This window comes from Paenibacillus sp. FSL K6-0108 (genome assembly GCF_045040695.1).
Taxonomy (GTDB): domain Bacteria; phylum Bacillota; class Bacilli; order Paenibacillales; family Paenibacillaceae; genus Paenibacillus; species Paenibacillus pabuli_B.
Map to the genome: position 1 here is coordinate 783,694 of NZ_CP150288.1, position 23,772 is coordinate 807,465.

The following is a 23,772-nucleotide window of genomic DNA, read 5'->3' on the forward strand; positions in this document are numbered from 1 at the left end:
AAGAGTTAAAGTTAAGGCGCAATATTCGATGTAAACATAGATGTGGATGGCGCTGACATATTAACGGCTGGTCTCTTCGGAGGCGAGCCGTTTTTTGGTAGGTTTTTTTCAAATTTCAAAGGAGACGTATGGGGCAGAAGATTCTTTTTAGGGTAAAATAATCTTATCGGTCTAATTTGAAACGGTTAAACAGCGCCATACGTATAAATTCAGTGTGTTATACATATGTTGGCTTGTACAAGCAACTTTATGCGCAGACAAGAAACATATAGGTTTACAACGTATGCTTGGATAAAGGATACATAAGAGAGGAAGACACGCCTATGGAGCAGCCCGAGCAACCCCGCATTTGGCCGGATCGGTTTAAGCGATTTTTTTTGAATAACAAATTTGTCCTTTTTCTGTTAATTCTGCTGCTGGTAGGACTGAACGTAATGGTTCTCACCAAGGTATCCTTTGTTTTGCATCCGCTCGCAGTGCTGATCAAGACGATTGTGCTGCCGATTATTCTGTCGGGTATTCTCTATTACCTGTTGAATCCGATTGTGGATGTGATGGAACGATGGAAGATCAAGCGCGGCTGGTCCATTCTGATTTTATATCTCGCTATCGGAGGTATTTTGACAGTTGTCGTGCTGGCGGTCATTCCGGTTGTGCGTAACCAGATCATGGGGCTGATCGAGAATTTTCCAACGTACAGTGAGACGGTAAAGCATCAATTTGAAGAACTTACGGGCAGCCAGCTGTTTAGTCAGTTCCAGGAGACGGTGAATCTGAATGCCCAGGACTGGTGGGGCACCATTTCCCAGAAAGCCACTGAAATTCTGAATTCGACCTGGACCAAATTGGGCGGATTCCTCGGAGCGTTCACCGAGACGGTGCTGTCCATTGTTACGGTTCCGTTTATCCTGTTCTATCTGTTGAAAGACGGCAAGAAGCTTCCAGCGAAAATTCTGTCTTTCCTGCCAATCAAGAGCCGTACAGGTGCAATGCATGTGCTGGAAGATATCAATCACCAGATCAGTTCGTTCATTCGCGGACAGATCATCGTCAGCTTCTGCATCGGTATTCTGCTCTACATCGGTTATATGATTATCGGTCTGGACTATGCGCTGATTCTTGCGATTATCGCATCATTCACAAGTGTTGTACCGTACCTGGGACCTGCAATCGCGATTACGCCTGCGTTAATCGTGGCTCTGGTGACTTCCCCGGTGATGCTGCTGAAGATGGTGGCGGTGTGGACGATCGTGCAATTAATTGAGGGTAAATTCATCTCACCTCAGATTATGGGCAAAACGCTCAAAATTCACCCGATTACGATTATCTTTGTCATTCTGACTTCAGGCAATCTGTTCGGTGTGGTGGGCATTCTGCTGGCCGTTCCGGGATACGCGGTGCTGAAAGTATGTGTGTCGCATATCTTCAACTGGTTCAAGGATCGATCCGGTCTATATGATCCGAAGAATAACAATCTATTGTGACCGGAGTGGGCAAGCTCTTTGCTGGACCTGTGACTAACTTTTCTTTTGGCAAAACGGTGCCCTTATTCAACAGAACCCCCGTCCATCGGCTAACAGCCGAGAGGCGGGGGTTCTGTTGTGTGAACAGGCAGGCTAATGCCTAGCCATGTTTAATATGCTGAAGCGTCTGCAGGAAAATCTGCTCAATGTGTGCATCATCCAGAGAATAATACACGGTCTTGCCCTCTTTGCGCCGCTTGACAATCCGCATGTTGCGGAGTGATCGCAGCTGGTGCGAAATGGCCGACTGTCCCATATCGAGCAGCACCGTCAGATCGTGCACACATAATTCCTTCTGCAACAGCGCATCAATAATACGAAGCCGTGTCGGGTCGCTGAAAGCCTTGAACCAATCAGCCATCTCGGATGAGGTTTCGCGATCCATGAGAGAAGCACGAATGGTCTGCACGTCAGCCTCTGTTCCAGAGCAGGCCGCGTCGCATTCGGCTGGAGCTTTAACCGGTTGTTCCATTTCCTATCACCACCTATATGAACTCAACCTTTGATCTGGTCAAATATTCTTCAATAAGCCTATTATATCCAAAAAACGTCTAAAGCGAAATGATTACTATTAGCATATTCTGTATGAAAAATCAACTGGAATTGTTGACACTCATGTTTAAGCGTGCATATAATAGGGTTAACAAAACATATGAATGATTGCTCATATATTGATTATAAGATCAAAAACATTACGGATAATTTTGTTTTACGTACTGCAAAGGGGAGAGTTCACATGGGAACCGGACAGGAACAGGTGAAAAGGGAACTGCTGCTGGATGGATTGGATTGCGCGAACTGCGCATTGAAGATTGAAAATGGCGTCAAAAAGATTAAAGGCATTACCGATTGCTCCGTTAATTTTGTAACTAAAACCTTATCCATGCACACCACATCCGATATGGATGAGCAGGTCGTGGAAGAAGCGAAGCGCAAGGTGCTTCGGCTGGAGCCGCATATTCGTATCTCGGAAAAAGGTAAATCATCACAAGGAAGTCGTGGGGCTGCTGATTCAATAAACCACACCAACGGCAATGTGCACGCAGACGCAGGCAACGGGAACCACACGCATGAACATGTTTCGAATAGCCACGAGCATGATGGTCATAGCCATAACCATAGCCATCAACCTGGACCGCATGCCTATGATCATGCCCATGACCACGGTCATCATCACGAAGCACATGACCACGCGCATGATCATGAAAGTCATGCCGGACATGATCACGTTCATGCAGACGGTCACGATCATGATGCGCATGCCGGACACTCGCATGAACATGGCGCCGGGCAGACGAAGGTGCTGTTGGCACGCCTGGCGGCAGGCTCCGTTCTGGTGGCAGCAGCGATCTGGTCTCCACTGGAAGGATGGGCACAGCTTGCACTCTATGTTGTTGCTTATCTGATCGCAGGGGGAGATATCGTTCTCCAGGCGTTCAAAAATATCATTCGCGGTCAGGTATTCGATGAATACTTCCTGATGTCTGTGGCGACGATTGGTGCTTTTGCCATCGGGCAATACCCAGAAGGTGTTGCGGTCATGCTCTTCTATCAGCTCGGTGAGCTGTTTCAGGGGCTGGCGGTCAACCGCTCAAGGAAGTCGATCCAGTCGCTTATGGATATTCGCCCGGACTATGCCAATATGCTGATTGGCGCGGGAGAAGAAACCAAGCGGGTATCTCCGGACGAAGTACGCATTGGAGATCGCATCGTGGTCAAAGCGGGTGAGCGGGTACCCCTAGACGGGATCGTTAAAGCAGGTCGTTCCATGGTAGACACGTCCGCTCTGACAGGTGAGTCCGTTCCGCGTGAACTGGAACCCGGCAGTGATGTACTGAGTGGGTTCGTGAACAAAAACGGAATGTTAACGATTGAAGTAACAAAAACTTTTGGTGAATCCACGGTATCCAAAATTCTGGACCTGGTGCAGAATGCGAGCAGCCGCAAAGCCAAAACGGAACATTTTATTAGCAAATTCGCCCGTTATTATACACCGGTTGTTGTCATTCTTGCCGCGTTGATTGCACTTGTTCCGCCGCTGGTGCTTAGTGGTGCGACCTTCGCCGATTGGATCTATCGTGCACTGGTCTTCCTCGTGATCTCTTGTCCATGCGCACTAGTTGTTTCCATTCCGCTTGGTTTCTTTGGCGGCATCGGAGCTGCATCACGTAACGGGATTCTCATCAAAGGAAGTAACTACCTTGAAGCACTGAACGATGTTAAAGTTGTTGTTTTTGATAAAACGGGTACACTAACCAAAGGTGTTTTCAAAGTAACAGCTATTCGCCCTGAAGGTGGGCGTAACGAAGATGAATTGATGGAGCTTGCCGCAATTGCCGAGGCCCATTCCAATCATCCGATTGCTGAATCCATTCGCGCAGCCTGGGCAAAGGATATCCGGACTCAGGGTGTGGATAGTTACGATGAGGTTGCGGGGCATGGCATCAAGGTCCGTGTGGATGGGCGTGAAGTGCTTGCGGGTAACGCCAAATTAATGGAACAGGCAAGTATCTCCTACACGACTCCACAAACCGTAGGCACAGTGGTGCACGTTGCCGAATCGGGTTCGTATGTCGGTCACCTGATCATTGCCGATGAGGTGAAGGATGACGCAGCGGCAGCCATTCAGGCACTCAAGAAGCTCGGTATTCGCAAAACGGTCATGCTGACCGGCGATGCCAAGGCTGTTGGTGAAGCTGTAGGACGTGAGCTGGGTGTTGATGAAGTCTACGCTGAGCTGCTGCCTCAGCATAAAGTCGAACAGTTGGAGCGTCTCGAAGCTGCCAAATCGCCGAAGGAGAAAATGGTGTTTGTGGGTGATGGCATTAACGATACACCTGTGCTCGCGCGTGCCGATGTAGGTGTAGCGATGGGCGGACTCGGTTCGGATGCTGCGATTGAGGCGGCAGACGTTGTCATCATGACGGATGAACCATCCAGACTGGCAAGTGCAATCCGGATTGCCAAACGCACACGAACCATTGTTTGGCAAAATATCGGTTTTGCGTTGGGTGTCAAAGCGATCTTCCTGCTGCTGGGTGTGTTCGGAATTGCCACCATGTGGGAAGCGGTATTCTCTGATGTAGGGGTGACCGTGCTGGCAGTCCTGAACGCCATGCGTGTACTGCGCGTGAAGGACATCTAAGTTTTACGAAACGATCCGGACGGCTCTTCGTATATACGTAGAGCCGTTTTTTTGTTTTAATATCTTTGGTGTATTTTTAATGGAGTTAGGGGAGAACATTGTGGCAGGAGCAGTAGTTGGGATTATATGCGGAGTGTGCTATTTCATTCTGGGATTAATGGTGTACAAAAAGCCGCCGAAAAGGATTAATGGCATTTATGGTTATCGTACTCCGCGAGCAATGAGTCATCCCGAGTTATGGGAAGAAGCGCAACGTTATAGCGCCAATCTAATGATGCAGTTTGGTGTGATTATTACGGTATTCGGCATAATTGGTTTTTGGCTTACGGATGTACGAGCTTTGGTTCTAAGTCTTGTGGCTACAGGATTCTATACATTCAGGCTGTTTACCAGAGTCGAAGGCCGTTTGAAGCAAATGCAGCGTGTACAGCAAGAGGAACAGAAGGAACAAGGTGCATAAAGGCATGATGCGTCTTCAACATTCTGAAAAGATCCGCGAAAGCGGATCTTTTTTGCATCTTATAGAGGCGGAAAATAACAGTGAAATACTTTTAACAACGAATTGCAAAAAATACCACGCAGATAATCTGTCCATGTTTGAGACATACTACATATTCGAGTCCTAAATCTAACGTTGACGTTAACGTTAATAGTATATATAATTATGTACATAACATTATAGACATATAATGAAAGTGAGGTGAAGGAAATGAGTTTATATAAAATCGATGACGTAGCCAAGGAATGTGGTTTGACCAAGCGTACCATTCGGTATTACGAAGAGATTGGTGTTATGCCTTCACCTCAGCGGACGGACGGTGGCACACGATTATACACTCGGGAAGATATTGATTATTTGAAAAAAGTAGTTCGAGCGAAGGAAGTGCTTGGTTTCTCGCTTCAGGAGCTGCATACCTATGTGGCAACGGCGGATGCGCTGAACGAACAGCGTTTTGACTACCAGCAGACCACTGAAGTGAGAGAGCGGATCGAGAAGCTCACCAAGATGGAAACGACGCTGGATGACCAGCTGCAACTGATTGAGCAGAAACTTCAGAGCATTCATGCCGTGCAGGCGGAACTGGAGGAATTGCGTGAACGAGTTCAGAACGGCATTCGACGATTGGAAGGGCACGAGAATGACACATAATTAAGAATTTGAATGGAATCGAAAGATGCAGAATAATGAATGCGCATTTCACAACAAGCACCGGGCGATCCGGTGTCATTTGTGCCGTTTTCATTCCTGTATTTCTGAAAATAAAGATGATATTTCATTGTTTTTCGCAATTTGTTTCACAACATAAATCATGAACCAGGAGGAATTACGTATGAAAAGAGAACCCTCATTACCTGACGAATTGCCGTCATCCCGTGGAGGTCTATTATCCCAGCCCAGAGCGGTATGGGCAGTAGCCTTCGCCTGTATCATCTCATTTATGGGACTGGGACTGGTTGACCCGATTTTGCCTGCCATTGCGGATCAACTGCATGCTTCCAAAAGCCAGGTATCTTTATTGTTTACAAGTTATAACGCAGTTACCGGGGTAGCCATGCTGATTACTGGTGTTGTATCCAGCCGGATTGGTGTGAAGTGGACGCTGCTCAGCGGGATTTTGCTGATCATTGTTTTCTCTTTCCTCGGCGGGACGTCTGACACTGTAGGTGCACTCGTCGGTTACCGTGGTGGTTGGGGACTGGGGAATGCCCTGTTCATCGCAACTGCATTATCCGCTATTGTAGGACTGTCCACTTCGGGGACAGCCAAAGCGATTATTTTATACGAAGCAGCGCTTGGTTTGGGGATTGCCGTTGGTCCACTGCTCGGTGGTGAACTGGGTTCCATCTCCTGGCGTGGCCCGTTCTATGGTGTAGCTGTTCTGATGGCGATTGCTTTTATCAGTATTATGTTTATGCTGCCCAAGATGGCCAAACCGAAAACACGCAGCTCCTTGTCCGATCCGTTCAAGGCTCTGGGCTATCCTTCACTGAAAACATTGGCGATTACGGCCTTCCTGTATAACTTTGGTTTCTTTACCTTGATGGCTTATTCACCTTATGTTATGAATCTGGATGAGCACGGACTCGGGTATGTATTCTTCGGTTGGGGTTTGATGCTGGCGATTACGTCTGTATTTGTCGCCCCAAGACTGCAACGCCGATTCGGATCGGTTCCTTCCATGAGCGTTATGCTGACGCTATTTGCTCTTGATTTGCTGGTGATGGCGGTAGGTACGGTAATGGGATCATCCACAACCGTTATCGTAGCTGTTATCGTTGCCGGGATTTTCCTCGGGATTAACAACACGTTAATTACAACGGCAGTTATGGAAGCTGCGCCAGTGGAACGCTCTGTGGCATCGGCTGCCTACAGCTTTGTCCGGTTCCTTGGCGGTGCGCTGGCACCTTGGCTTGCTGGTAAATTATCCGAGTGGTTCCTGCCGGAGACACCGTTTTATTTTGGCGCTTTGATGGTTCTGATCGGGGTCGTTGTGCTTCTGGTACGCCGCAGACATCTGCGTGATATCGATGCTGCCATTACGCATCATTAATGAACAGGAGGAATGGAAAATGCTGAAACGAATATTGGTTGCTGTCGATGGGTCGGATCATGCACACAAGGCTTTGGAGCAAGCTGTTGATCTGGCAGAAAGTTTGAAACAACCGGCTTCCTTGATCATCGTACACGTTAATCCTTCGATCTCGCTGAATGAGCCCGCACTGGGTGTGGATCTGGAAGCCCGGATCGCTGAAGAAGGGCAGCATATTATACAACCTGTTAATGAATTGTTAGCTGCTCGCTCTGTTCATTATGAAACGTTGCTGATTGCTGGTGATCCCGTGAATGAGATCTGCCGTGTAGCGAAGGATAGAGATTGTGATCTCATTGTAATGGGAACGGCCGGAAAAAGCGTACTCGCTGAAATTGTGGTGGGCAGTGTCAGCCACGGTGTATTGAAACAGGCAGGAAGTCCGGTGATGACTGTCAAATAAGAAGAGTGACTTGTGTTGATGCTGTTAAAGTGGTGTATTAATAGGTATGGGGGAACGCTGCGTTAAACATGAATGGAGGATACAGCAATGAAAAAACAACATCTGTTCATCGGGGGCAAGCCCGCCGAATCAGTAGACTATATAACACTTCAGGCACCGTACTCGAAAGAAACACTGGCAGAAGTAGCCTCGGCGTCAGCTGAGGAAGTCGAAGCAGCGATTGCCGCCGCAGTTCAGGCAGGCAAAGAGATGCGCAGAATGCCTGCCCACCAGCGTGCAGACATCCTTTACAAGCTGTCCACCCTGCTGGAAGAGCGCAAGGAAGAAGCGGCACGGATTATTGCGCTGGAGGCAGCGAAGCCGATTACTGCGGCGCTTGCCGAGGTGGATCGTACCGTGGAAACGTATCGTTTCGCCGCAGAGGAAGCCAAGCGGCTCACCGGAGAAACCGTGCCCATGGACGCAGCCAAAGGCGGGGAAGGACGTGTAGGCTACACGATGCGGCAGCCTTTGGGCGTTATTGGAGCCATTACGCCGTTTAATTTTCCAATGAACCTGGTGGCTCACAAAGTAGGTCCGGGACTGGCGGCAGGCAATACGATTGTGCTGAAGCCTGCGGAGCAGACGCCGCTGTCTTCGTATTATATCGCCAGTCTGCTTCAGGAAGCCGGATTACCGGATGGCGCATTGAATGTGGTGAGCGGTGACGGCAAAACGATTGGTGATGTGCTAGTAGAGCATCCTGCCGTGGCCCATATTACGTTTACAGGCAGCCCCGCTGTAGGCACCAGCATTCGCAGCAAAGCCGGACTGAAACGCGTAACCTTGGAGCTGGGGTCCAACGCAGCCGTTATTATAGACGCAGATGCCAATTTGGACAAGGTGGTACCGAGATGTGTGACCGGAGCGTTTACTTACCAAGGTCAGGTGTGTATCTCGCTCCAGCGGATTTATGTGCATAGCACGATCGCGGATGAATTCATTCGTCGTTTTGCGGAAGCAGCCCAAAAAGTCATAGTTGGAGACCCATTGAATCCGGATACCGTTGTGTCTGCGCTCATCACATCCAAGGATGTACAGCGTACGCTGGATTGGATCGATGAAGCGAAGCAGGCAGGCGCTGAGGTGGCGGCAGGCGGCGAAGCCGAGGGAGGCGTATTGCGTCCAACCGTGCTTGTTAACGTTCCGCGGGATGCCAAAGTGTCTTGCCAGGAGGTATTTGCGCCGATTGTTGTCATTAATACAGTGGATTCGGTTGAAGAAGGCATTGAGCATGTGAATGATTCCATCTATGGTCTGCAGGCAGGTGTATTCACCAATGATATTCATACCGCATTGCATGCAGCGGACCACATCGAAGCTGGCGGAGTGATGATTAACGATATTCCTACATTCCGTGTGGATCATATGCCATATGGTGGTGTGAAGCAGAGCGGGATGGGTCGTGAAGGTGTCAAATATGCCGTTGAGGAAATGACGGAATTGAAGTTTGTCATGTTTAACAAAAATTAAGCTACAACCTCAGGGTGAGCAGACACCTGGGTGAAAAATAGAGCAAGATGATCCTGTGCCCACGTCAGCGGGTCCAGGATTTTTTCTGTTTATATCCGGTCCATTCCGTAACAAAAATACATAGCCATTCTTTCACTGACCGCGGGTTCACATCCGATGAGAAGGGTATAAATACTTATCATACCTCGAATCTGGGTGCAAAATTGTCGAAAGTCTTAAAATCCAACACTTAAACTATAAATAAAATACAGTATGAACAAGCCTGAGCCTGGGAGCTGCAGGACAGACAGGAGGTGTATTCAAAATGGCATATTCCATGGAAGATGTATCCGGGATGTCCGGTGTAAGTCTAAGTGAATTGGGGCAGTACGCAGAGAAGGGTCTATTGAATCCTGCCTTTGTGGGTCAAGATGAGGATATCTACTATGAGAAGCGGGAGCTGCTGAGATTGCAGCAGATTCTGTTTTGTAAAGAGGTAGGCATGGAGGAGGAAGAGATCGGCCCCATGCTCAGGGATGCTCCCCGTGATATGATCCGTATCATGCAGCAGCATCGGATTGAGATGTTGGAGAAGGCGCTTCATTTGCATGGATTGATTCAGACACTGGACAAAACCATCTCCCATTTACGTGGAGAGCAGGACATGGATGAACATGAACTGTACGCTGGTTTTTCCAATAAGGGGCGACACCCGCTTTTAATGAATGAAACGACCTCTGATCATGCGGCGAAGAATGACTATTCTGAACAGATGCGGACAACAGAGACGAGTCAGAAGTACAATGCGAATGAGCCGGAGCGCTCCACACTACCTGAGGCTCAGGAGATGAAATCAAAGGAAGATTTTCTCGATTCACAGGCGAAAATAGACCGAATTCATTTGGATTTGCAGGCGGCCATTGAGGATGGTTTAACACCCGAAAGTTCGGAGGTACAACAGATTATTGGCAGACATCTTGAGTGGATCAAGGGTTATTACACCCCAACGGCCGAGATTTACCGTGATTTGGCCAATCTGTATGTCGAGCACAAAAATTTCCGCCAGATGTATGATGGTTACCACCCCGAGTTGGCCGAGTTTTTGCGTGACGGGATGATGATTAAGGCGGAACAGGATTTATCCTAGATGCATAAAATGTTATGGGCGAGCAGAACATGGGTGTGAAGAAAAATAATCATAACAAAGAGCGCAGATCCTCCAAGGAGGAGTGCGCTCTTTGTTATTGTACATCATCGTAAGCCGATGGAACTCTATTCGGCTTACGGACCGTACTTCAGGCAGTCAGGATAGTTCCAACTGTTCTGTAATCAGACTTACCGCCTTTTCCAGGAAGACGCGGTCTTCATCGTCAAAACGATTCTTCAGCGGGCTGTCGATGTCGAGCACTCCGTACAATTCGCCGTTTTTGATAATGGGTACAACAATTTCACTGTTCGATGCGGCATCACAGGCGATATGGCCTGGAAAAGCATGAACATCTTCAACGACCATCGTACGTCGTTCCGCAGCAGAGGTGCCGCATACACCACGTCCAAGTGGAATACGGATGCAGGCAGGCAGTCCCTGGAATGGACCGAGTACAAGTTCTTTTCCATCATACAGATAGAATCCGACCCAATTGGTATCGGTCATAAATACATTGAGCAGCGCCGCAGCGTTTGCCAGATTGGCAATGGCGCTAGGTTCATCGCGGATCAGAGCGCTTAACTGTCCCAGGACGGCGGTTTGCTGCTCGCTTCGTGTTCCTTCATAAGAAACAGCTTGAAACATGATGAATCACCCTCCCGAGCAAAAATGATACTTATTTTCAAGATAGTGCAGAGTTTGCGGTTAGTCAAGCGGAGGATTTCGGAAAGAGCAGGTCATGCCCTAATATGCCTGTTGTTTCTCATCTTCCTGCGTGGGGTAATTACTTAGCAACCACGGCGGGCTACAACCCGGGAAGGAGCTTGGCTTATGCATGCAGAGGTACAGAATCTTTTTGTACGAATTCATCTTCTATATTTGGCCCAGAATCAGGATTTAACCATTAGCGACGCATTGCCTCTATTGGAAGAACGGGGATATCGCGTTGGAGAACGGGAGATCAAGCAGGAGCTTGAACATCTGACACAGGAGAACTTCCTGACGGCCCACGGAGATCAATGGAGTCTTACCGGGACTGGTATTGAGGAATTTAAGGATATCATAGCCGTGTTAGGCCGGGTTAGTGATGAATTGCTGGCAAGGGACCAAAAGACGTCTACAGCCTGAACCTAATTTTTGGATAGGATATGCCGAAATATGATGTGAACTTGAATTGAACCATACGAACAGCAAGACCGGGAGCGGAAGCAGCCCGGTTTTTTAACGTAATTACACTGACTGAACTGTTGCCATTCGGCGCAGGTTATGGTTAGATGGCTAATGAATATGAGGTCTGTGGGATAGATCGGATCGGAGTGTCTTTTCATGTATAGATGCAAAGGGAGAATTCCCGAACTAGAGACAGGGCGACTGCGTCTGCGCAAAATGCGCCGCCGGGATGCGGCCCAGATGTTCGCTTGCTGGTCAGACCGGGAAGTGACCCGTTATATGAATTTGGCGCCCATGATTGGGACAAGTGAGGCTGCGGATATGATTGGGCTGCTGAATCATATGGCAGGAGAAGAGGAGGCGATTCGCTGGGGCATTGAACTCAAGGAAACGGGCCAGCTCATCGGAAGCTGCGGATATAACACGTGGCAGCTTGAAGGCGCATTTCGTGGGGAGATCGGTTATGAACTGGGGCGCGACTATTGGCGTCATGGTTATATGACGGAAGCATTTTCGGTTATGCTGCCCTTCGGGTACGAGACGATGGGTCTTAATCGGATTGAAGCGCTGGTTGATCCACGTAATCTCGCTTCGGGAGAGTTTCTGGCGAACCGCGGCTTCACGCGGGAAGGCCTGCTGCGTCAGGTGCAGCATACGTCTACCGGATATAAGGATATGGTCATGTATTCCTTGCTGTACGATGAGTTTTTGCGTAAGGGAGATAAATAGAGATTAGAACGATTTAAAGAGAGAAGGGTTCGTGTGAATGCAACCAGAGGTTTGAACCGCAGTTTCATCCTGGCGGGATTGCTGCTGGCGACTTTTTTGTCTGCAATTGAAGGTACAGTTATTGGTCCGGCAGGGCCAACCATTGTCAGTGAACTGGGAAGTGTGCAGCTGTTGAGCTGGATTTTCACTGCTTATCTGTTAACAATGGCTGTGAGTACGCCGATTTTCGGTAAAATCAGTGATATATACGGACGAAAGCCAGTATTCCTGATTGGCTGTGCCTTATTTTTACTAGGCTCGCTTCTTTGCTGTCTATCGCAGAACATGGAGCAATTAATTATTTTTCGGGCGATTCAAGGGATTGGAGCGGGTGCGGTTGTTCCAGTTACGTTTACCATCATCGGTGACATCTACCGTATTGAAGAAAGGGGCAAAATACAGGGCTGGATCAGCTCCGTATGGGGCATTTCATCTCTGGCTGGACCACTGCTGGGCGGTTATTTCGTAGACAATCTGGGATGGCAGTGGATCTTTGGCTTCAATGTGCCGTTCGGACTGCTGGCAATGTGGTTTGTATTTCGTTATTTGAAGGAAGAAATGTCTCCGCGTACCGCGAAAATTGACTATATGGGTGCGTTGACCTTTACGGTCGGTATCACCGCATTGCTCTTTGTACTGTCCGCGGGTGGTCAGTATTATGCCTGGAGTTCTCCCATTATTGTGGGACTGAGTATTGTAGCTATTTTGTTTATGATTTTATTTTTTGTGGTGGAAAAAAGAGCCCAGGCCCCGATGGTTCCTCTCCATCTGTTCCGTATTCGTGACATCCGGGTGGCGAATATTGCCGGATTACTCACAAGTACCCTGATGATTGGCCTAACCAGTTATTTGCCACTATGGGTCCAGGGGGTTCGGGGCGGTAACGCGACAGAATCCGGATTGTTGCTTGCACCGATGTCTGTTGGCTGGCTGATCGGCAGTGTTGTTGCCGGCCGTCTGTTGATGAAGATTGGATCACGCTTAACAGCGGTGATTGGATTAACCGGAATCGCCATCGGATCGGGAGGACTCTTCTTGGTTGGTGGGACCTCACCCCAAGCCGTGCTGTTCATATTGACTTTTATTTACGGACTTGGCTTCGGATTTGCGTTCACCATATTCACCATTATTGCGCAGTCATCTGTCGGATATAAGGAACGTGGATCTTCCACGGCGCTGCATACCTTTATGCGTACGCTTGGACAAACCATTGGTGCAGCAGCCTTCGGCACATGGTTGAATTACCGAATATCAACGTTGTCAAGCGAGCAGCACCTGGCTGAAGCGGGGATCTCGGATGGAGATCTGAACCAACTGCTTGCTCCGCATACGGAAGCTGCTCTGTCGGATGAAAAATGGGCACTGCTGCGTAATGTGCTGGAAGGAAGTCTGCACTCGTTGTTCGTCATCATGTTTGTCATCGCTATAATCTCGTGGGTGACGACTCTGGCCTTGCGCAAACGGTTGATCGTTCCCGAAGATGCAGATGCTCCGCCGCAAGCGCAGACTTCTGGGAAGTAAACGAAGTGAAAAGAATAATTATTGAATCAAGGCAGCTGTTTCTCAGCTGCTTTTTTGTTATTATTTTCTAGGAGAGATTATCTATAATTTACAGTCATGGAGTGGGAGGCAAGTTAAGATGAGTAAGCAATCCCTGCAATCGTACCGATATGTACACTTTCCAATTAAGCTGCTGGCAGTCCTTATAACCTGCGTCTCGCTTTCCATCGTTGTCGGACTCATGAAATATGTTCCCTTGGCGGAACGAGCGGAACATACATATTACTATCCCTTCTGGTATACATTGATCATAAGCATTCTTATCAACCTGGCTGTTCTTCTGTTTCTGATCCTGCCTTTATCGTTAATTGCGGACAGTGTGCTTGCTTCCCTGAAAATGAAAGGACATATAACCAAGGTGATATGTACAATCTTAGTTTATTTTCTTCTTGGTTTAGGCAGTGCGCTGTTGTTCGCCATTTTTGTGTTCAAAATGGATGCCTTTCAGTATGTCGGCGCTTATCCATACGTAGTAATAACAACCTTTGTATTTTTGTTGTGGCAATCCGGTTTGGGATGGATATGGAATAGAGCCCGTAATCAGGCGCAAACCAACACAAAATAATATAGATATCTCATTGGGAGTAGAGGTGAGGATGATGTTTCCCAATAATCTGAATTCGTCGAAGGAAGATGAAGCCAAACGCAAGTATGAAGAGACTCAGAGGGAGATTGAGGGGCATAGTCGCTCAGATCTGTCCAGATACGTTGTCGATTTGCTGATTGCAGGTGGATTGGTCGTCGCAGCCCTCACGGTGTTGATGTGGATCCTGTATTTTTGATTAACAAACACGATTAACACCGGTACCGCCTATTTAGGCGGACCGGTTATTTTTAAGTTGTATCAGTTGATGTGGGACTGGCCTTAGCCGTTTGCAGATAAACGATCTGCACCGAGTGCAAGCCTTTCCAACAGCTCAGACAGCAATATTTTGTCATCCTCGCTCAGTCCGCTGACAGCACGATCTATTTTGTGTGCGTAGCCTGGATAAATGTCATCCATGGTACGCTGGCCCTCCTCGGTCAGTTCTACAAAAATGATGCGTCTGTCCTGCGGACAGTGTTTTCGATGCAAAAGTCCTTTTTGCTCCAGCTTGTCAATGACATAAGTGACATTCCCGCTTTGCAGCAGAAGCTGTGCACCAACTTGTTGAATAGGCTGTGCTCCTTTCATATATAACACTTCGAGCACCCCGTAAGCGGTGGGGTTGAAGCCATGCACTTTGCTTCCGGATACAGCGTGTTCATTCACGCTCTTAAATGTCTGGGCCAAGGTGCGGTACAGATGAAGAGAACGTTCGGTTCCGATTTCCTGTAATTCCAGCATGCTGATCCCGCCTTTTCAGATTAGTTTGAAATTGATAATGAATTTACATTTGACGATTCAAAGGTTCGCCATGTTTTTATTGTAAGCGTCTGTTGGTGTGAAAAACATGCGATATGTCACAAGATTTGCATTTTTAGCAATTAAAATTTAATCATTTTTTGTCTATATAGATTGAACTAAAGAAAATTTACACTTGTCACTGCGCTGACAGAACAACCTTCCGATTGCTGTTATCCCCAGATTTTTGGGATTCCCTTTTCAAGGGGGAAAATCCGGGGATAAAAGCGAACGTGGCACTTCTTCAAGTTATTTCTGTCCTCGAAAAAATCATTCTGAAGGCGCCGATTCTTCTCCGTCTCTGGCAGGAGGTGGGGGCTCAGCCTGCTCTCTATAATAAATCCATATCATGAATGGGTTGAGGGCGGAGGAGAAGAATGATGACAAACGAATTAACGATGCAAGAACCAAGATCCTTGAGGCACAATCGGTCTTTCATAACGTTGATGGCTGCGCAGGCCATTTCCAATCTGGGTGACTGGCTGCATCTGCTGGCAATCCTCACGCTGGTGGGTATTCGCTGGAATGCCACGCCGTGGGAGATTACGTTTACTACGCTCTGTGCAGCATTGCCTGTCTTGCTGACGGGTCCATTCGCAGGGGCGCTCGCGGACCGGGTGAATCGGAAGTGGTTGATGATTGTTGCTGATGGAGCGCGGATTGTGATTGTTGGCGGGCTCATTTTTGCCGATCAAATTTGGCATGTGTATGTATTACTTATTCTCAAGTCTTTGTTCGATGTGGTGTTCTCACCGGCCAAGAACGGCAAGCTGAAAGAGATTGTACCGCAGGATCAATTGGGGCAAGCGGTATCGATCAGCTCGGTGATTGAACAGATGTCCAAAATTATCGGTCCGGCACTTGGCGGCCTGTTGGTTGCTGTTTTTGGAATCACATGGTGTTTTGCATTGGATTCTGCGTCCTTTCTGATCTCCGGCATTATTTTGCTATGGATTCCTGGAGCACGAGTGATCCAATCCGCAAATCAGAACGTAGAACAAGTAAGGGAAGAGGCAGCAGTTGTTGCTCAAGCAGGTAAAAAAACTACGTTTTTGAAAGATACAATCGAAGGCATCCGTATGCTCGCTTCTCTTCCTCATGTGGGTACCTCGCTGTTTCTGCTTGCATCAGCCCTTCTGTTTCTGCAATTTGCGGATTCACAGACGGTAGTCCTGTTCAGACAGCTTCCCGGCATTTCAAGTGATCTGCTCGGATGGTGCGTCGCGGCCAGCGGGGTAGGGACGTTAATTGCGGCGATGAGTGTTCAGAAATGGAAAAGGGCAGGGCATGTCATCAAAATGGGGCTTGGAACATCATTAATGGGTCTTGTCATTGGTGGAGTAGGAATGATCGTTGGCGTATGGCCGCATGCAGGGATTGGTGCCAATTTGCTGCTGATATCGTTATTTGCCTTGGCAGGTGTGGGTGTTGGGTTTGCCATTGTTCCGTTCCAGATTCTGCTTCAGGAGCAAACACCTGAATCCATGACAGGGCGTGTCTTTGGAACGGTTGGCAGCGTTATGACGGCGAGTAACATCATGGGCCCGGTGGTAGGTGGATTGCTGGTCACTTCATTCGGAGTTATTCCGGCTTTTATCTGCTCAGGCATTTTGCTGACGTTACTCGGTGTGATTTATGTAGTGATTCGCAGACAAAAAAAGCACGACATGGATAGCAGAGTTGCAGCAAATTCATGATTTCAGATGAGTGAAGCGAGTTTGCAAACACCTTAGTTTCAGAGGTAGAGAAAGGAATATCCCTTGGCAGGAATTTCATATAAAATTTAAACTTTTTGGAGAAAAGCGTTTGATCAAACGTCTTCAACTGTGGTGGAGTCAAATCGGTAATATGAGATTTTCACTGTAATATAAAGAAGCAGGGGTTCCGGAACCCCTGCTTTTTTTCGTTTATACTAAATTATGTTACAGCATTATTGAATGGTCCTTTAATATATTTGCGATGCCCTCTGCATTAAAGGAATACGGTGTAAAATCATTATACAAAAGCTCAAAATGATCAAACAATTCCTCACGAACTCGATTACAATATCAATAAAGAACCGAACAAGCACCTGATAGGACAGGGAGTGAATGATATGGAAAACGAAAATACAGCTGTACAGGAGTCCATATTGGACGTACATATTACGGAAGCAGGATATGAGGCCGGTCAATCCACGATAAGAAACATCCGATTACATGTGGCACCGGGGGAATTGGTGGGCATTATTGGACCGAATGGTGCTGGCAAAAGCACGACGATCAAAACGATGCTTGGCCTGCTTGAGCACGCAAATTATGAAGTAACCATTGGTGAAGAGGGACGCTATGCCTATATACCGGAACAACCTGTTTTTTACGAATATATGACCCTGTGGGAACATCTCGACCTGGCTGCGGCCGCCTACGAGATGGAGGAAAATGTTTTTGTCGCCAGGGCGGAGGAGCTGTTGGTTCGTTTCGGTATGGATCATGTTCGTAATGATCTCCCGGCCAGTTTCTCCAAGGGCATGCGGCAGAAAATGATGCTGATGATCGGCTTCCTGTCCTCGCCGGATGTATATATTGTGGACGAGCCTTTCATCGGACTGGATCCACGAGCAACCAAGGATTTTTTGAAATTGCTGGACGATGAGCGCCGCCGTGGTGCAGGTGTACTTATGTCAACGCATGTACTGGATACCGCTGAGCGAATCTGTGATCGTTTTATTCTTATCCACTCCGGGCGATCCGCTGCCGAAGGAACACTGGACGAAATCCGTGCAGCCGCAGATTTGCCGGATGCCTCGTTGTTTGATTGTTTTGACACACTGACATCCTAAACGGAGGGGGAAAAGAGATGGAGAGCTTTCAAGCATACACACCCCTTCGCTTATATAGACGCAGGCGCAAGGAGCACTTCAATGAACAGTTGAAAAACCTGAAACTGGTAGTAGATTGGACGGTATGGGTATACCTGCTTGTTCCGGGTCTGCTGTATTTTAGCGGATGGTATGCAAGTTTATGGTCCAAACCGCTGCCATCATGGGCAACCGGATTAACGCTGCCGACACTTACAGGAATAATCGACCTCGTAATGCTTACAGGTGGGATTCTTATATTTGTAGAGGAAGCGGATGTGTTATTCCTAAAGTCAAGATCACTGTGGATGCGCACATTGATGAGACAGGGGATCTACCGGGCTTGTTTGCAGCATCTGGGTAAAATGATTGCCATTATGGTGTTGACCTCACCACTATGGTCCCGTGTGTATGACATGTCATTTATTCATATCGCACTAATAGCGATTTGGTTTGGCACAGTAGCTTCATTTCAGGTTATTGTGCTCCATATGACGAAAGTGCGTTATACCGGGTGGAGACGCTGGCTTCGCATGATTCCTTTGGTAATCGCAATGGGCATCATCACGATTGGGGTAACGTCCTGGATGCATGGACACATTTGGTCATTGGTTGCAGGCATCGTGGTCGCAATCCTCCTTCTGATTATGGTTGGTCGAATGAGGCTGGAGATGAAGGGAACCTTTGAGGGCGATGTGAGAGAGGATTTACGGGAAAGGCTGAAGTTTACTGCACTTTTACTAAGCAGATCCATCACCAAGCCGAAAGCACCGCGTACACGGACGATGATCTTCCGCAAGCCGCGCAAGCTGCTGCGTCATCGTTCCATCTCTAATCGGACAGCGGAGACGGCATTCAAGGCATTTTTTCGTAACTCATCGACCATGAAGCTGTATTTACAGATCGGAGGCCTGTCCATTGCTGCCGTTGCTTTGCCGCCCTTTCCGGTCAATGTCATTGTGTGTGGATTGTTAGTCATCATGCTGAGTGTGCTCTTCTATCGTTCATGGGAAGTATTTGCAACCTCGGACTATGTTCAGCTCGTATCCTACGATTCGGAGGCGTTAAATCGTGCAGGTGTGACCATGGTCCGAATGTTATACGTTCCAATCGGGATTCTGATGGGATATTCACTAGGTGCAGCCTGGCTGGGCTGGCTCGAAGGTATATTTACAGCTGCGGCTGTAGTGGCATTTGGCCTATTCGTCCTGTCTATAACAGGCTGGGTTCGTTACATCCAATCTGCTTAAATTCTTCCTTGTGAAGTAGCATATCAGATGAAGTAACTGACCATGCTATAGGAGACGGATCTTACCATTTTGAAAGTAAGGGATCAGCTCTCGCAAGGAGGAAAAAAACATGTTGGATGATAGTGAACTTCAGGTGCACTTCGCAGATCATGCAGCGCTGCTCGCAGCGCAGGCAACGTTGGAGGAACTGGGATATAAGCCTTACCAGTCAGGACCACTCGAATTGTACATTCCTACAGATCGACAGGATACGCAGTCCGCTGTGGAAATCGTACAGTCACACGGAGGCAGTGCCGTGTTTCTCTCCGAAACAGATGGATTGGACCAGTTTCAGAATATTTCCATTCCAGCTCATCTCGTGAATGAAGATTGGAATGAAGGTTACGCGAGCGGAATGCAGGGAAGTAATTCCGAACAGGAGATGCATAACCGGGATGAAGATCCGACATTCGATGATTCAGTCGATGGTTTCTCAGGCAGTGTGAAGGCGTAAATACAACATGGGCAACTGCCTTGTTGATTACAGTGATTCTGAATTGGCATAGATATCAAAAAAACCTCGGAACCCCCACCGATAGCGGGAGTTCGAGGTTTTTTCATATTTATCTTATCTATCTTATCTAATATGGAAACGAGAATCGGTTCATCAACGTCATGTCTTTAAGGCCTTAGCGAGTGTTTTTATACTCTGCAGCATGCATACCAGCCGTGTATCCCGTAGAGAAGGCGGCAGTAATATTATACCCTCCCGTGTAGCCATGAATATCCAGAACTTCACCGCAAAAGAATAGCCCCGGCAGCAGCTTGGATTCCATTGTTTTTGGGTATATTTCCTTAAGGTGAATTCCCCCGCCAGTAACAAAGGCTTCTTTGAGAGAACGAGTTCCGTCTGCTCGGAAAGTAAAACTCTTCATTAGCCCCACTAACGTCGTTAACATGCCTTTGGGAAAGTGGTGAAATGTGAGGTCTTCGCTGATTTCCGCTCGCTTCATTATCAATGGAATCATGCGCTCAGGAACCCACGTCTTGAGTATGTTTTTGACGGCCTTTCGGGACTCTTGCTCCAACACCTGTTGAACCTGGTTTTCCAGTGCTCCAGCGGACAGTTCCGGGAATAGATCAATACTCATCGTGACTTGGGTGTTCCCGGTTTTCATTTGCACCTTGCGAATGAACTGGCTGCAGCGAAGCGCGATCGGTCCCGATACGCCAAAATGGGTGAAGATCATATCACCGCGATGGGAAATAACCGATTTACCTTTGGCATCCAGAACAGATAACTCAACATCCCGCAAGGACAGACCTTGCAGTTCTTTGGATTGAATCCAGCTCTCGCCGGACACAATGGGCACTTCCGTCGGATATAGCTCTGTAATTGTATGTCCAGCCGCTTCAGCCCAAGGATAGCCATCCCCGGTTGATCCGGTTTGGGGGACTGATTTGCCCCCGGTAGCGATAATAACAGAGCGTGCAAGTATCGTTGTGCCGGAAGCCAGCTTTACGCCCTGCACGTGTTGACCATTCTGAATCAATTCCTTAACCGGCTGTTTGGTGCGAATCTCTACCCCAAGGGAAACGATTTTGCCTACCAACGCATCAACGACCGTTTTGGCTTTGTCGGTTACCGGGAACATTCTCCCGTTATCCTCCTCTTTCAGGGCAATACCAAGATTTTCAAAAAAACGTATAATGCCCTGATTGTCCAGATTCTGAAATGAACTATACAAAAAGCGTCCATTGCCCGGAATGTGCCGAATCAGTTCATCCGTCTCCTTGGCATTGGTTACATTGCAGCGACCGCCGCCAGAGATTCCGAGTTTGCGGCCGAGTTGATCGCCTTTATCCAGCAGAAGCACCGAGGCTCCATGCTCAGCAGCAGCAACACAGGCCATGAGGCCTGCAGATCCACCACCAATTACAATGACATCATACATGCTTTATTACCCTCTTTTTTCATTGATTTTGTCTGTTTTCCGAAACTTCTGTCTACTCCTGCCTGTTTATGAAACAATTCAAATGTATTAGCAGTTCTACTATGCAGTCTTAAGGGATATATTGTAATATACTGTCGCCTATGTTTTAATCAGAAATACATGAGGGAATGTGCAGGCAGAGGAGGGAGATGGGGTTGTGGTTGCGTTAAAGGACATTCTTTTACAAATACTGCTTGCAGGAGCTGCGGTTTTCCTGATTCCATTATTTCACTTGGGGCTCTCTAGGCAAGCCGCCGCCAAGGCAGGGTATCATTGGATGGTACAGATCAGTTTTGCCATGACCAGTGTGGTGAGCATGTTGTTGTGTCTGCTTTTTGCTCACTATGGAAGCACTGTGTCATTTCCCATCTCCTTGGGCGTTGTGCCCTTGACTCTCGTCATATTGTATTGCAGGCCTCGAATAGGCCTAACGCTGTCTCTTCTACAGTTACTCTTCTATTTTCTCTTTGCGCATCCCTATAATTTGTACGGATTTCTACTTCAAACGGGCATTCTTCTCTATCCTATTGTATGGTTGTCAGCCACACGATTCAAGCATTATACACGTTCAAGAAAAATGGGAACCGTGATTGCCCTCATTACGGCCGAGCTGGTTGTAGCCAATGTATTATATATTCCATTCATGGCAAGCCAGCCAACTTTCTCAATAGTACAGTGGGTACTTACAGCTCTAGGTTATACGCTTGGCGCAATTCTTGCCGGAAGTCTTAGTATGCTCTGGATTGAACAGATGCAGCATCACCGGGGACTTGAGCAACATCTATCCGAAGTTCATCATAGATACATAGCCGAAACCGAGAAGCTTAACCAAATTTTGAATGCCGTTCCTTTATCCATAGCGACTGTAGATAAGGAGGGAACCGTGCAGTTCGTTAATGATACCATGGTGCAAACGGCGCGGGATCAACTGCCTTGCACAACAACGCCGGATTTGGTTGGGCAACCTGTGAGCCAATTTGTTGAACAAGCACAGGCAGACAAGATGGAGAACAGTATCCGCAAAGCCATTGTCCATGGAGAAGTGAGTGGGCTGACAGTACGTTATGGTTCAAATGTGTTCCAGTCCCGTGCAGTTCCCATCTACTCGTTTTCAGAAGAACTGCCAAGAGAGGCTATAGGGGCAATGCTGATCATTCAGGATATCACTGAGCTTGAAATGCTGCGAAGTGAGCTTGATAATGTGGATCGCCTCAGTCTTGTAGGTCAAATGGCGGCAAGTATTACCCATGAGGTACGGAATCCGATGGCGGTTGTGCGTGGTTTCCTTCAATTGATGCAGGAAAAGAGTCCTGAGACTCTGGATCACTATTACCGAATCGTTCTGGAAGAGCTTGATCGGGCGAACAGCATTATTAATGATTTTCTGTCATTGGCTCAGAATCGAATTGCCGAGAAAGAAGAATCCCAACTGCATGATATCATCCATGAACTAAGTCCATTGCTATGGGCGGATGCGAATCTGCGTGGTCAGAGTATTGAATTTATGCTGGATCATAATATACCCAAGTTGCATCTCAATTCAAAAGAAATCAAACAGGTGGTTCTTAATCTGGCTCGTAACGGCATGGAAGCCATGAATGAAAAAGGGGTGCTTACCCTTGAGACACGGTTAGTGGATGATACCGTGGAACTGCGTGTGAGAGATACAGGCACGGGTATCCCCAGAGTGAAGCAGGAGAAATTGTTCGAACCTTTTTTTACGACCAAGGCGAAAGGAACCGGACTGGGATTATCCATGTGTCTGAGCATTATTGAACGGCATAATGGAACTATTAGCATCGAATCGGAGGAAGGCCAGGGTACAACGTTCAAGGTTGCATTTCAACGCTGAACTTCAAGCATGTTTTGCCAAGGAATGAGACATAATATTGAAGGAGAAGCCCTTCCGCAGGCGGTGTTTGAACCTTGCTTTCATTGATTAGGGATGTATAATAGGAATAGCACAAAAGCATTTAATTTTTTAAATAATAGAACTCAAATGTTTAAGGAGTGAAACCGAATGTCTATGTCATTTGATCAATACATGAAAGATATGGTTCAACCGATGCGGGATGATTTGACTCGTTTGGGAATTCAGGAGCTGCGTACACCAGAAGAAGTTGAAGCAAGTCTGCCGGATGCCAAAGGTACAGCCTTGGTTGTTATTAACTCCGTCTGCGGATGTGCGGCAGGTCAATGCCGCCCAGGTGTAGCCGAAGCATTACAGCATGATATCACACCAGACCACCTGTACACGGTATTTGCTGGTCAGGATAAGGAAGCTACAGCGAAAGCACGTGAATACTTTGCACCGTATCCTCCATCTTCACCTTCCATCGCTCTGATGAAAGATGGAGAACTCGTTCACTTTATTGAGCGTCATCAAGTGGAAGACCGCTCTGCAGCGGAAATTGCGGCTGAGCTCACAAGTGCGTTTGACCGTTATTGCCGTTAATCAGCTCAAAGAGCGCCCCGCCCTTCGGATGACCGATGCCGGGGCGTTTCATTTTGGTTGGATAGGGTTATTG

General features: G+C 47.7%; 23 protein-coding genes. 19 read left to right on the forward strand and 4 right to left on the reverse strand.

What is annotated here, in order from left to right; translation table 11 throughout:
• Positions 1–323: 323 nt before the first annotated feature.
• Positions 324–1,484: an AI-2E family transporter gene (locus MHB49_RS03830; RefSeq protein ID WP_405155100.1), complete on the forward strand. Its 1,161-nt coding sequence runs from the start codon at positions 324–326 to the stop codon at positions 1,482–1,484.
• A 139-nt stretch (positions 1,485–1,623) separates the two neighbouring features.
• On the opposite strand, the gene MHB49_RS03835 is transcribed toward MHB49_RS03830, so the two are convergent.
• Complete coding sequence (locus tag MHB49_RS03835) at positions 1,624–1,995, reverse strand: metalloregulator ArsR/SmtB family transcription factor (protein ID WP_053779670.1); 372 nt, start codon at positions 1,993–1,995, stop codon at positions 1,624–1,626.
• A 264-nt stretch (positions 1,996–2,259) separates the two neighbouring features.
• Here MHB49_RS03835 and MHB49_RS03840 point away from each other — a divergent pair, with 264 nt between their 5' ends.
• The 7 genes from MHB49_RS03840 (at position 2,260) to MHB49_RS03870 (ending at position 10,300) form a co-directional block, all read left to right on the forward strand.
• Entirely contained in the window at positions 2,260–4,668 is a 2,409-nt protein-coding gene (locus MHB49_RS03840) for a heavy metal translocating P-type ATPase (protein WP_405155101.1), read from the forward strand.
• Positions 4,669–4,768: 100 nt separating this feature from the next.
• On the forward strand, positions 4,769–5,128 hold the full coding sequence (locus tag MHB49_RS03845; protein WP_405155102.1) for an SdpI family protein: 360 nt from the start codon (positions 4,769–4,771) through the stop codon (positions 5,126–5,128).
• Between the two features lie 249 nt (positions 5,129–5,377).
• On the forward strand, positions 5,378–5,818 hold the full coding sequence (locus MHB49_RS03850; protein WP_247900623.1) for a MerR family transcriptional regulator: 441 nt from the start codon (positions 5,378–5,380) through the stop codon (positions 5,816–5,818).
• Positions 5,819–5,999: 181 nt separating this feature from the next.
• Positions 6,000–7,220, forward strand: a complete 1,221-nt coding sequence (locus MHB49_RS03855) for an MFS transporter (protein ID WP_247900624.1) — start codon at positions 6,000–6,002, stop codon at positions 7,218–7,220.
• Between the two features lie 19 nt (positions 7,221–7,239).
• Positions 7,240–7,662, forward strand: coding sequence for a universal stress protein (locus tag MHB49_RS03860; protein WP_405155103.1), 423 nt, complete (start codon positions 7,240–7,242; stop codon positions 7,660–7,662).
• A gap of 87 nt (positions 7,663–7,749) precedes the next feature.
• Positions 7,750–9,174, forward strand: a complete 1,425-nt coding sequence (locus tag MHB49_RS03865) for an aldehyde dehydrogenase family protein (RefSeq protein ID WP_405155104.1) — start codon at positions 7,750–7,752, stop codon at positions 9,172–9,174.
• Positions 9,175–9,478: 304 nt separating this feature from the next.
• The gene (locus tag MHB49_RS03870) at positions 9,479–10,300 is read left to right on the forward strand and encodes a TipAS antibiotic-recognition domain-containing protein (protein WP_405155105.1); all 822 of its coding nucleotides are present in this window, start codon (positions 9,479–9,481) and stop codon (positions 10,298–10,300) included.
• 156 nt (positions 10,301–10,456) lie between these two features.
• Here the strand turns inward: MHB49_RS03870 and MHB49_RS03875 are convergent, their stop codons facing one another.
• Positions 10,457–10,945: a GAF domain-containing protein gene (locus MHB49_RS03875; protein WP_064642430.1), complete on the reverse strand. Its 489-nt coding sequence runs from the start codon at positions 10,943–10,945 to the stop codon at positions 10,457–10,459.
• Between the two features lie 186 nt (positions 10,946–11,131).
• Here MHB49_RS03875 and MHB49_RS03880 point away from each other — a divergent pair, with 186 nt between their 5' ends.
• The 5 genes from MHB49_RS03880 (at position 11,132) to MHB49_RS03900 (ending at position 14,580) form a co-directional block, all read left to right on the forward strand.
• Positions 11,132–11,428, forward strand: a complete 297-nt coding sequence (locus MHB49_RS03880) for a hypothetical protein (protein WP_247900628.1) — start codon at positions 11,132–11,134, stop codon at positions 11,426–11,428.
• Positions 11,429–11,626: 198 nt separating this feature from the next.
• Positions 11,627–12,199, forward strand: a complete 573-nt coding sequence (locus MHB49_RS03885; protein WP_405155106.1) for a GNAT family N-acetyltransferase — start codon at positions 11,627–11,629, stop codon at positions 12,197–12,199.
• A 33-nt stretch (positions 12,200–12,232) separates the two neighbouring features.
• A complete protein-coding gene (locus tag MHB49_RS03890) occupies positions 12,233–13,759 on the forward strand; it encodes an MDR family MFS transporter (RefSeq protein WP_405155107.1) in 1,527 nt (508 codons plus the stop codon).
• A gap of 118 nt (positions 13,760–13,877) precedes the next feature.
• Complete coding sequence (locus MHB49_RS03895) at positions 13,878–14,363, forward strand: hypothetical protein (protein ID WP_405155108.1); 486 nt, start codon at positions 13,878–13,880, stop codon at positions 14,361–14,363.
• A 31-nt stretch (positions 14,364–14,394) separates the two neighbouring features.
• On the forward strand, positions 14,395–14,580 hold the full coding sequence (locus tag MHB49_RS03900; RefSeq protein ID WP_247900631.1) for a hypothetical protein: 186 nt from the start codon (positions 14,395–14,397) through the stop codon (positions 14,578–14,580).
• A gap of 83 nt (positions 14,581–14,663) precedes the next feature.
• On the opposite strand, the gene MHB49_RS03905 is transcribed toward MHB49_RS03900, so the two are convergent.
• Positions 14,664–15,125, reverse strand: coding sequence for a MarR family winged helix-turn-helix transcriptional regulator (locus MHB49_RS03905; protein WP_405155109.1), 462 nt, complete (start codon positions 15,123–15,125; stop codon positions 14,664–14,666).
• 434 nt (positions 15,126–15,559) lie between these two features.
• On the opposite strand from MHB49_RS03905, the gene MHB49_RS03910 reads away from it, so the two are divergent.
• The 4 genes from MHB49_RS03910 to MHB49_RS03925 all read left to right on the forward strand — a co-directional run bounded on the left by MHB49_RS03910 (position 15,560) and on the right by MHB49_RS03925 (position 19,764).
• Positions 15,560–16,879, forward strand: a complete 1,320-nt coding sequence (locus tag MHB49_RS03910) for an MFS transporter (protein ID WP_405155110.1) — start codon at positions 15,560–15,562, stop codon at positions 16,877–16,879.
• A 398-nt stretch (positions 16,880–17,277) separates the two neighbouring features.
• Positions 17,278–18,003 carry an ABC transporter ATP-binding protein gene (locus tag MHB49_RS03915; RefSeq protein ID WP_405155111.1) on the forward strand — a complete coding sequence of 242 codons (726 nt, stop codon included), beginning with the start codon at positions 17,278–17,280 and terminating at the stop codon, positions 18,001–18,003.
• 17 nt (positions 18,004–18,020) lie between these two features.
• The gene (locus tag MHB49_RS03920; RefSeq protein WP_405155112.1) at positions 18,021–19,271 is read left to right on the forward strand and encodes an ABC transporter permease; all 1,251 of its coding nucleotides are present in this window, start codon (positions 18,021–18,023) and stop codon (positions 19,269–19,271) included.
• Positions 19,272–19,380: 109 nt separating this feature from the next.
• A complete protein-coding gene (locus MHB49_RS03925; protein ID WP_405155113.1) occupies positions 19,381–19,764 on the forward strand; it encodes a hypothetical protein in 384 nt (127 codons plus the stop codon).
• A 175-nt stretch (positions 19,765–19,939) separates the two neighbouring features.
• On the opposite strand, the gene MHB49_RS03930 is transcribed toward MHB49_RS03925, so the two are convergent.
• Positions 19,940–21,205 (reverse strand): NAD(P)/FAD-dependent oxidoreductase, encoded by a 1,266-nt coding sequence (locus MHB49_RS03930; protein WP_405155114.1) that lies wholly within the window; start codon positions 21,203–21,205, stop codon positions 19,940–19,942.
• 196 nt (positions 21,206–21,401) lie between these two features.
• Between MHB49_RS03930 and MHB49_RS03935 the strand changes: the two genes are divergently transcribed.
• Entirely contained in the window at positions 21,402–23,096 is a 1,695-nt protein-coding gene (locus tag MHB49_RS03935; RefSeq protein ID WP_405155115.1) for an ATP-binding protein, read from the forward strand.
• A 168-nt stretch (positions 23,097–23,264) separates the two neighbouring features.
• Positions 23,265–23,699, forward strand: coding sequence for a BrxA/BrxB family bacilliredoxin (locus MHB49_RS03940; protein WP_247900640.1), 435 nt, complete (start codon positions 23,265–23,267; stop codon positions 23,697–23,699).
• Positions 23,700–23,772: the final 73 nt, after the last annotated feature.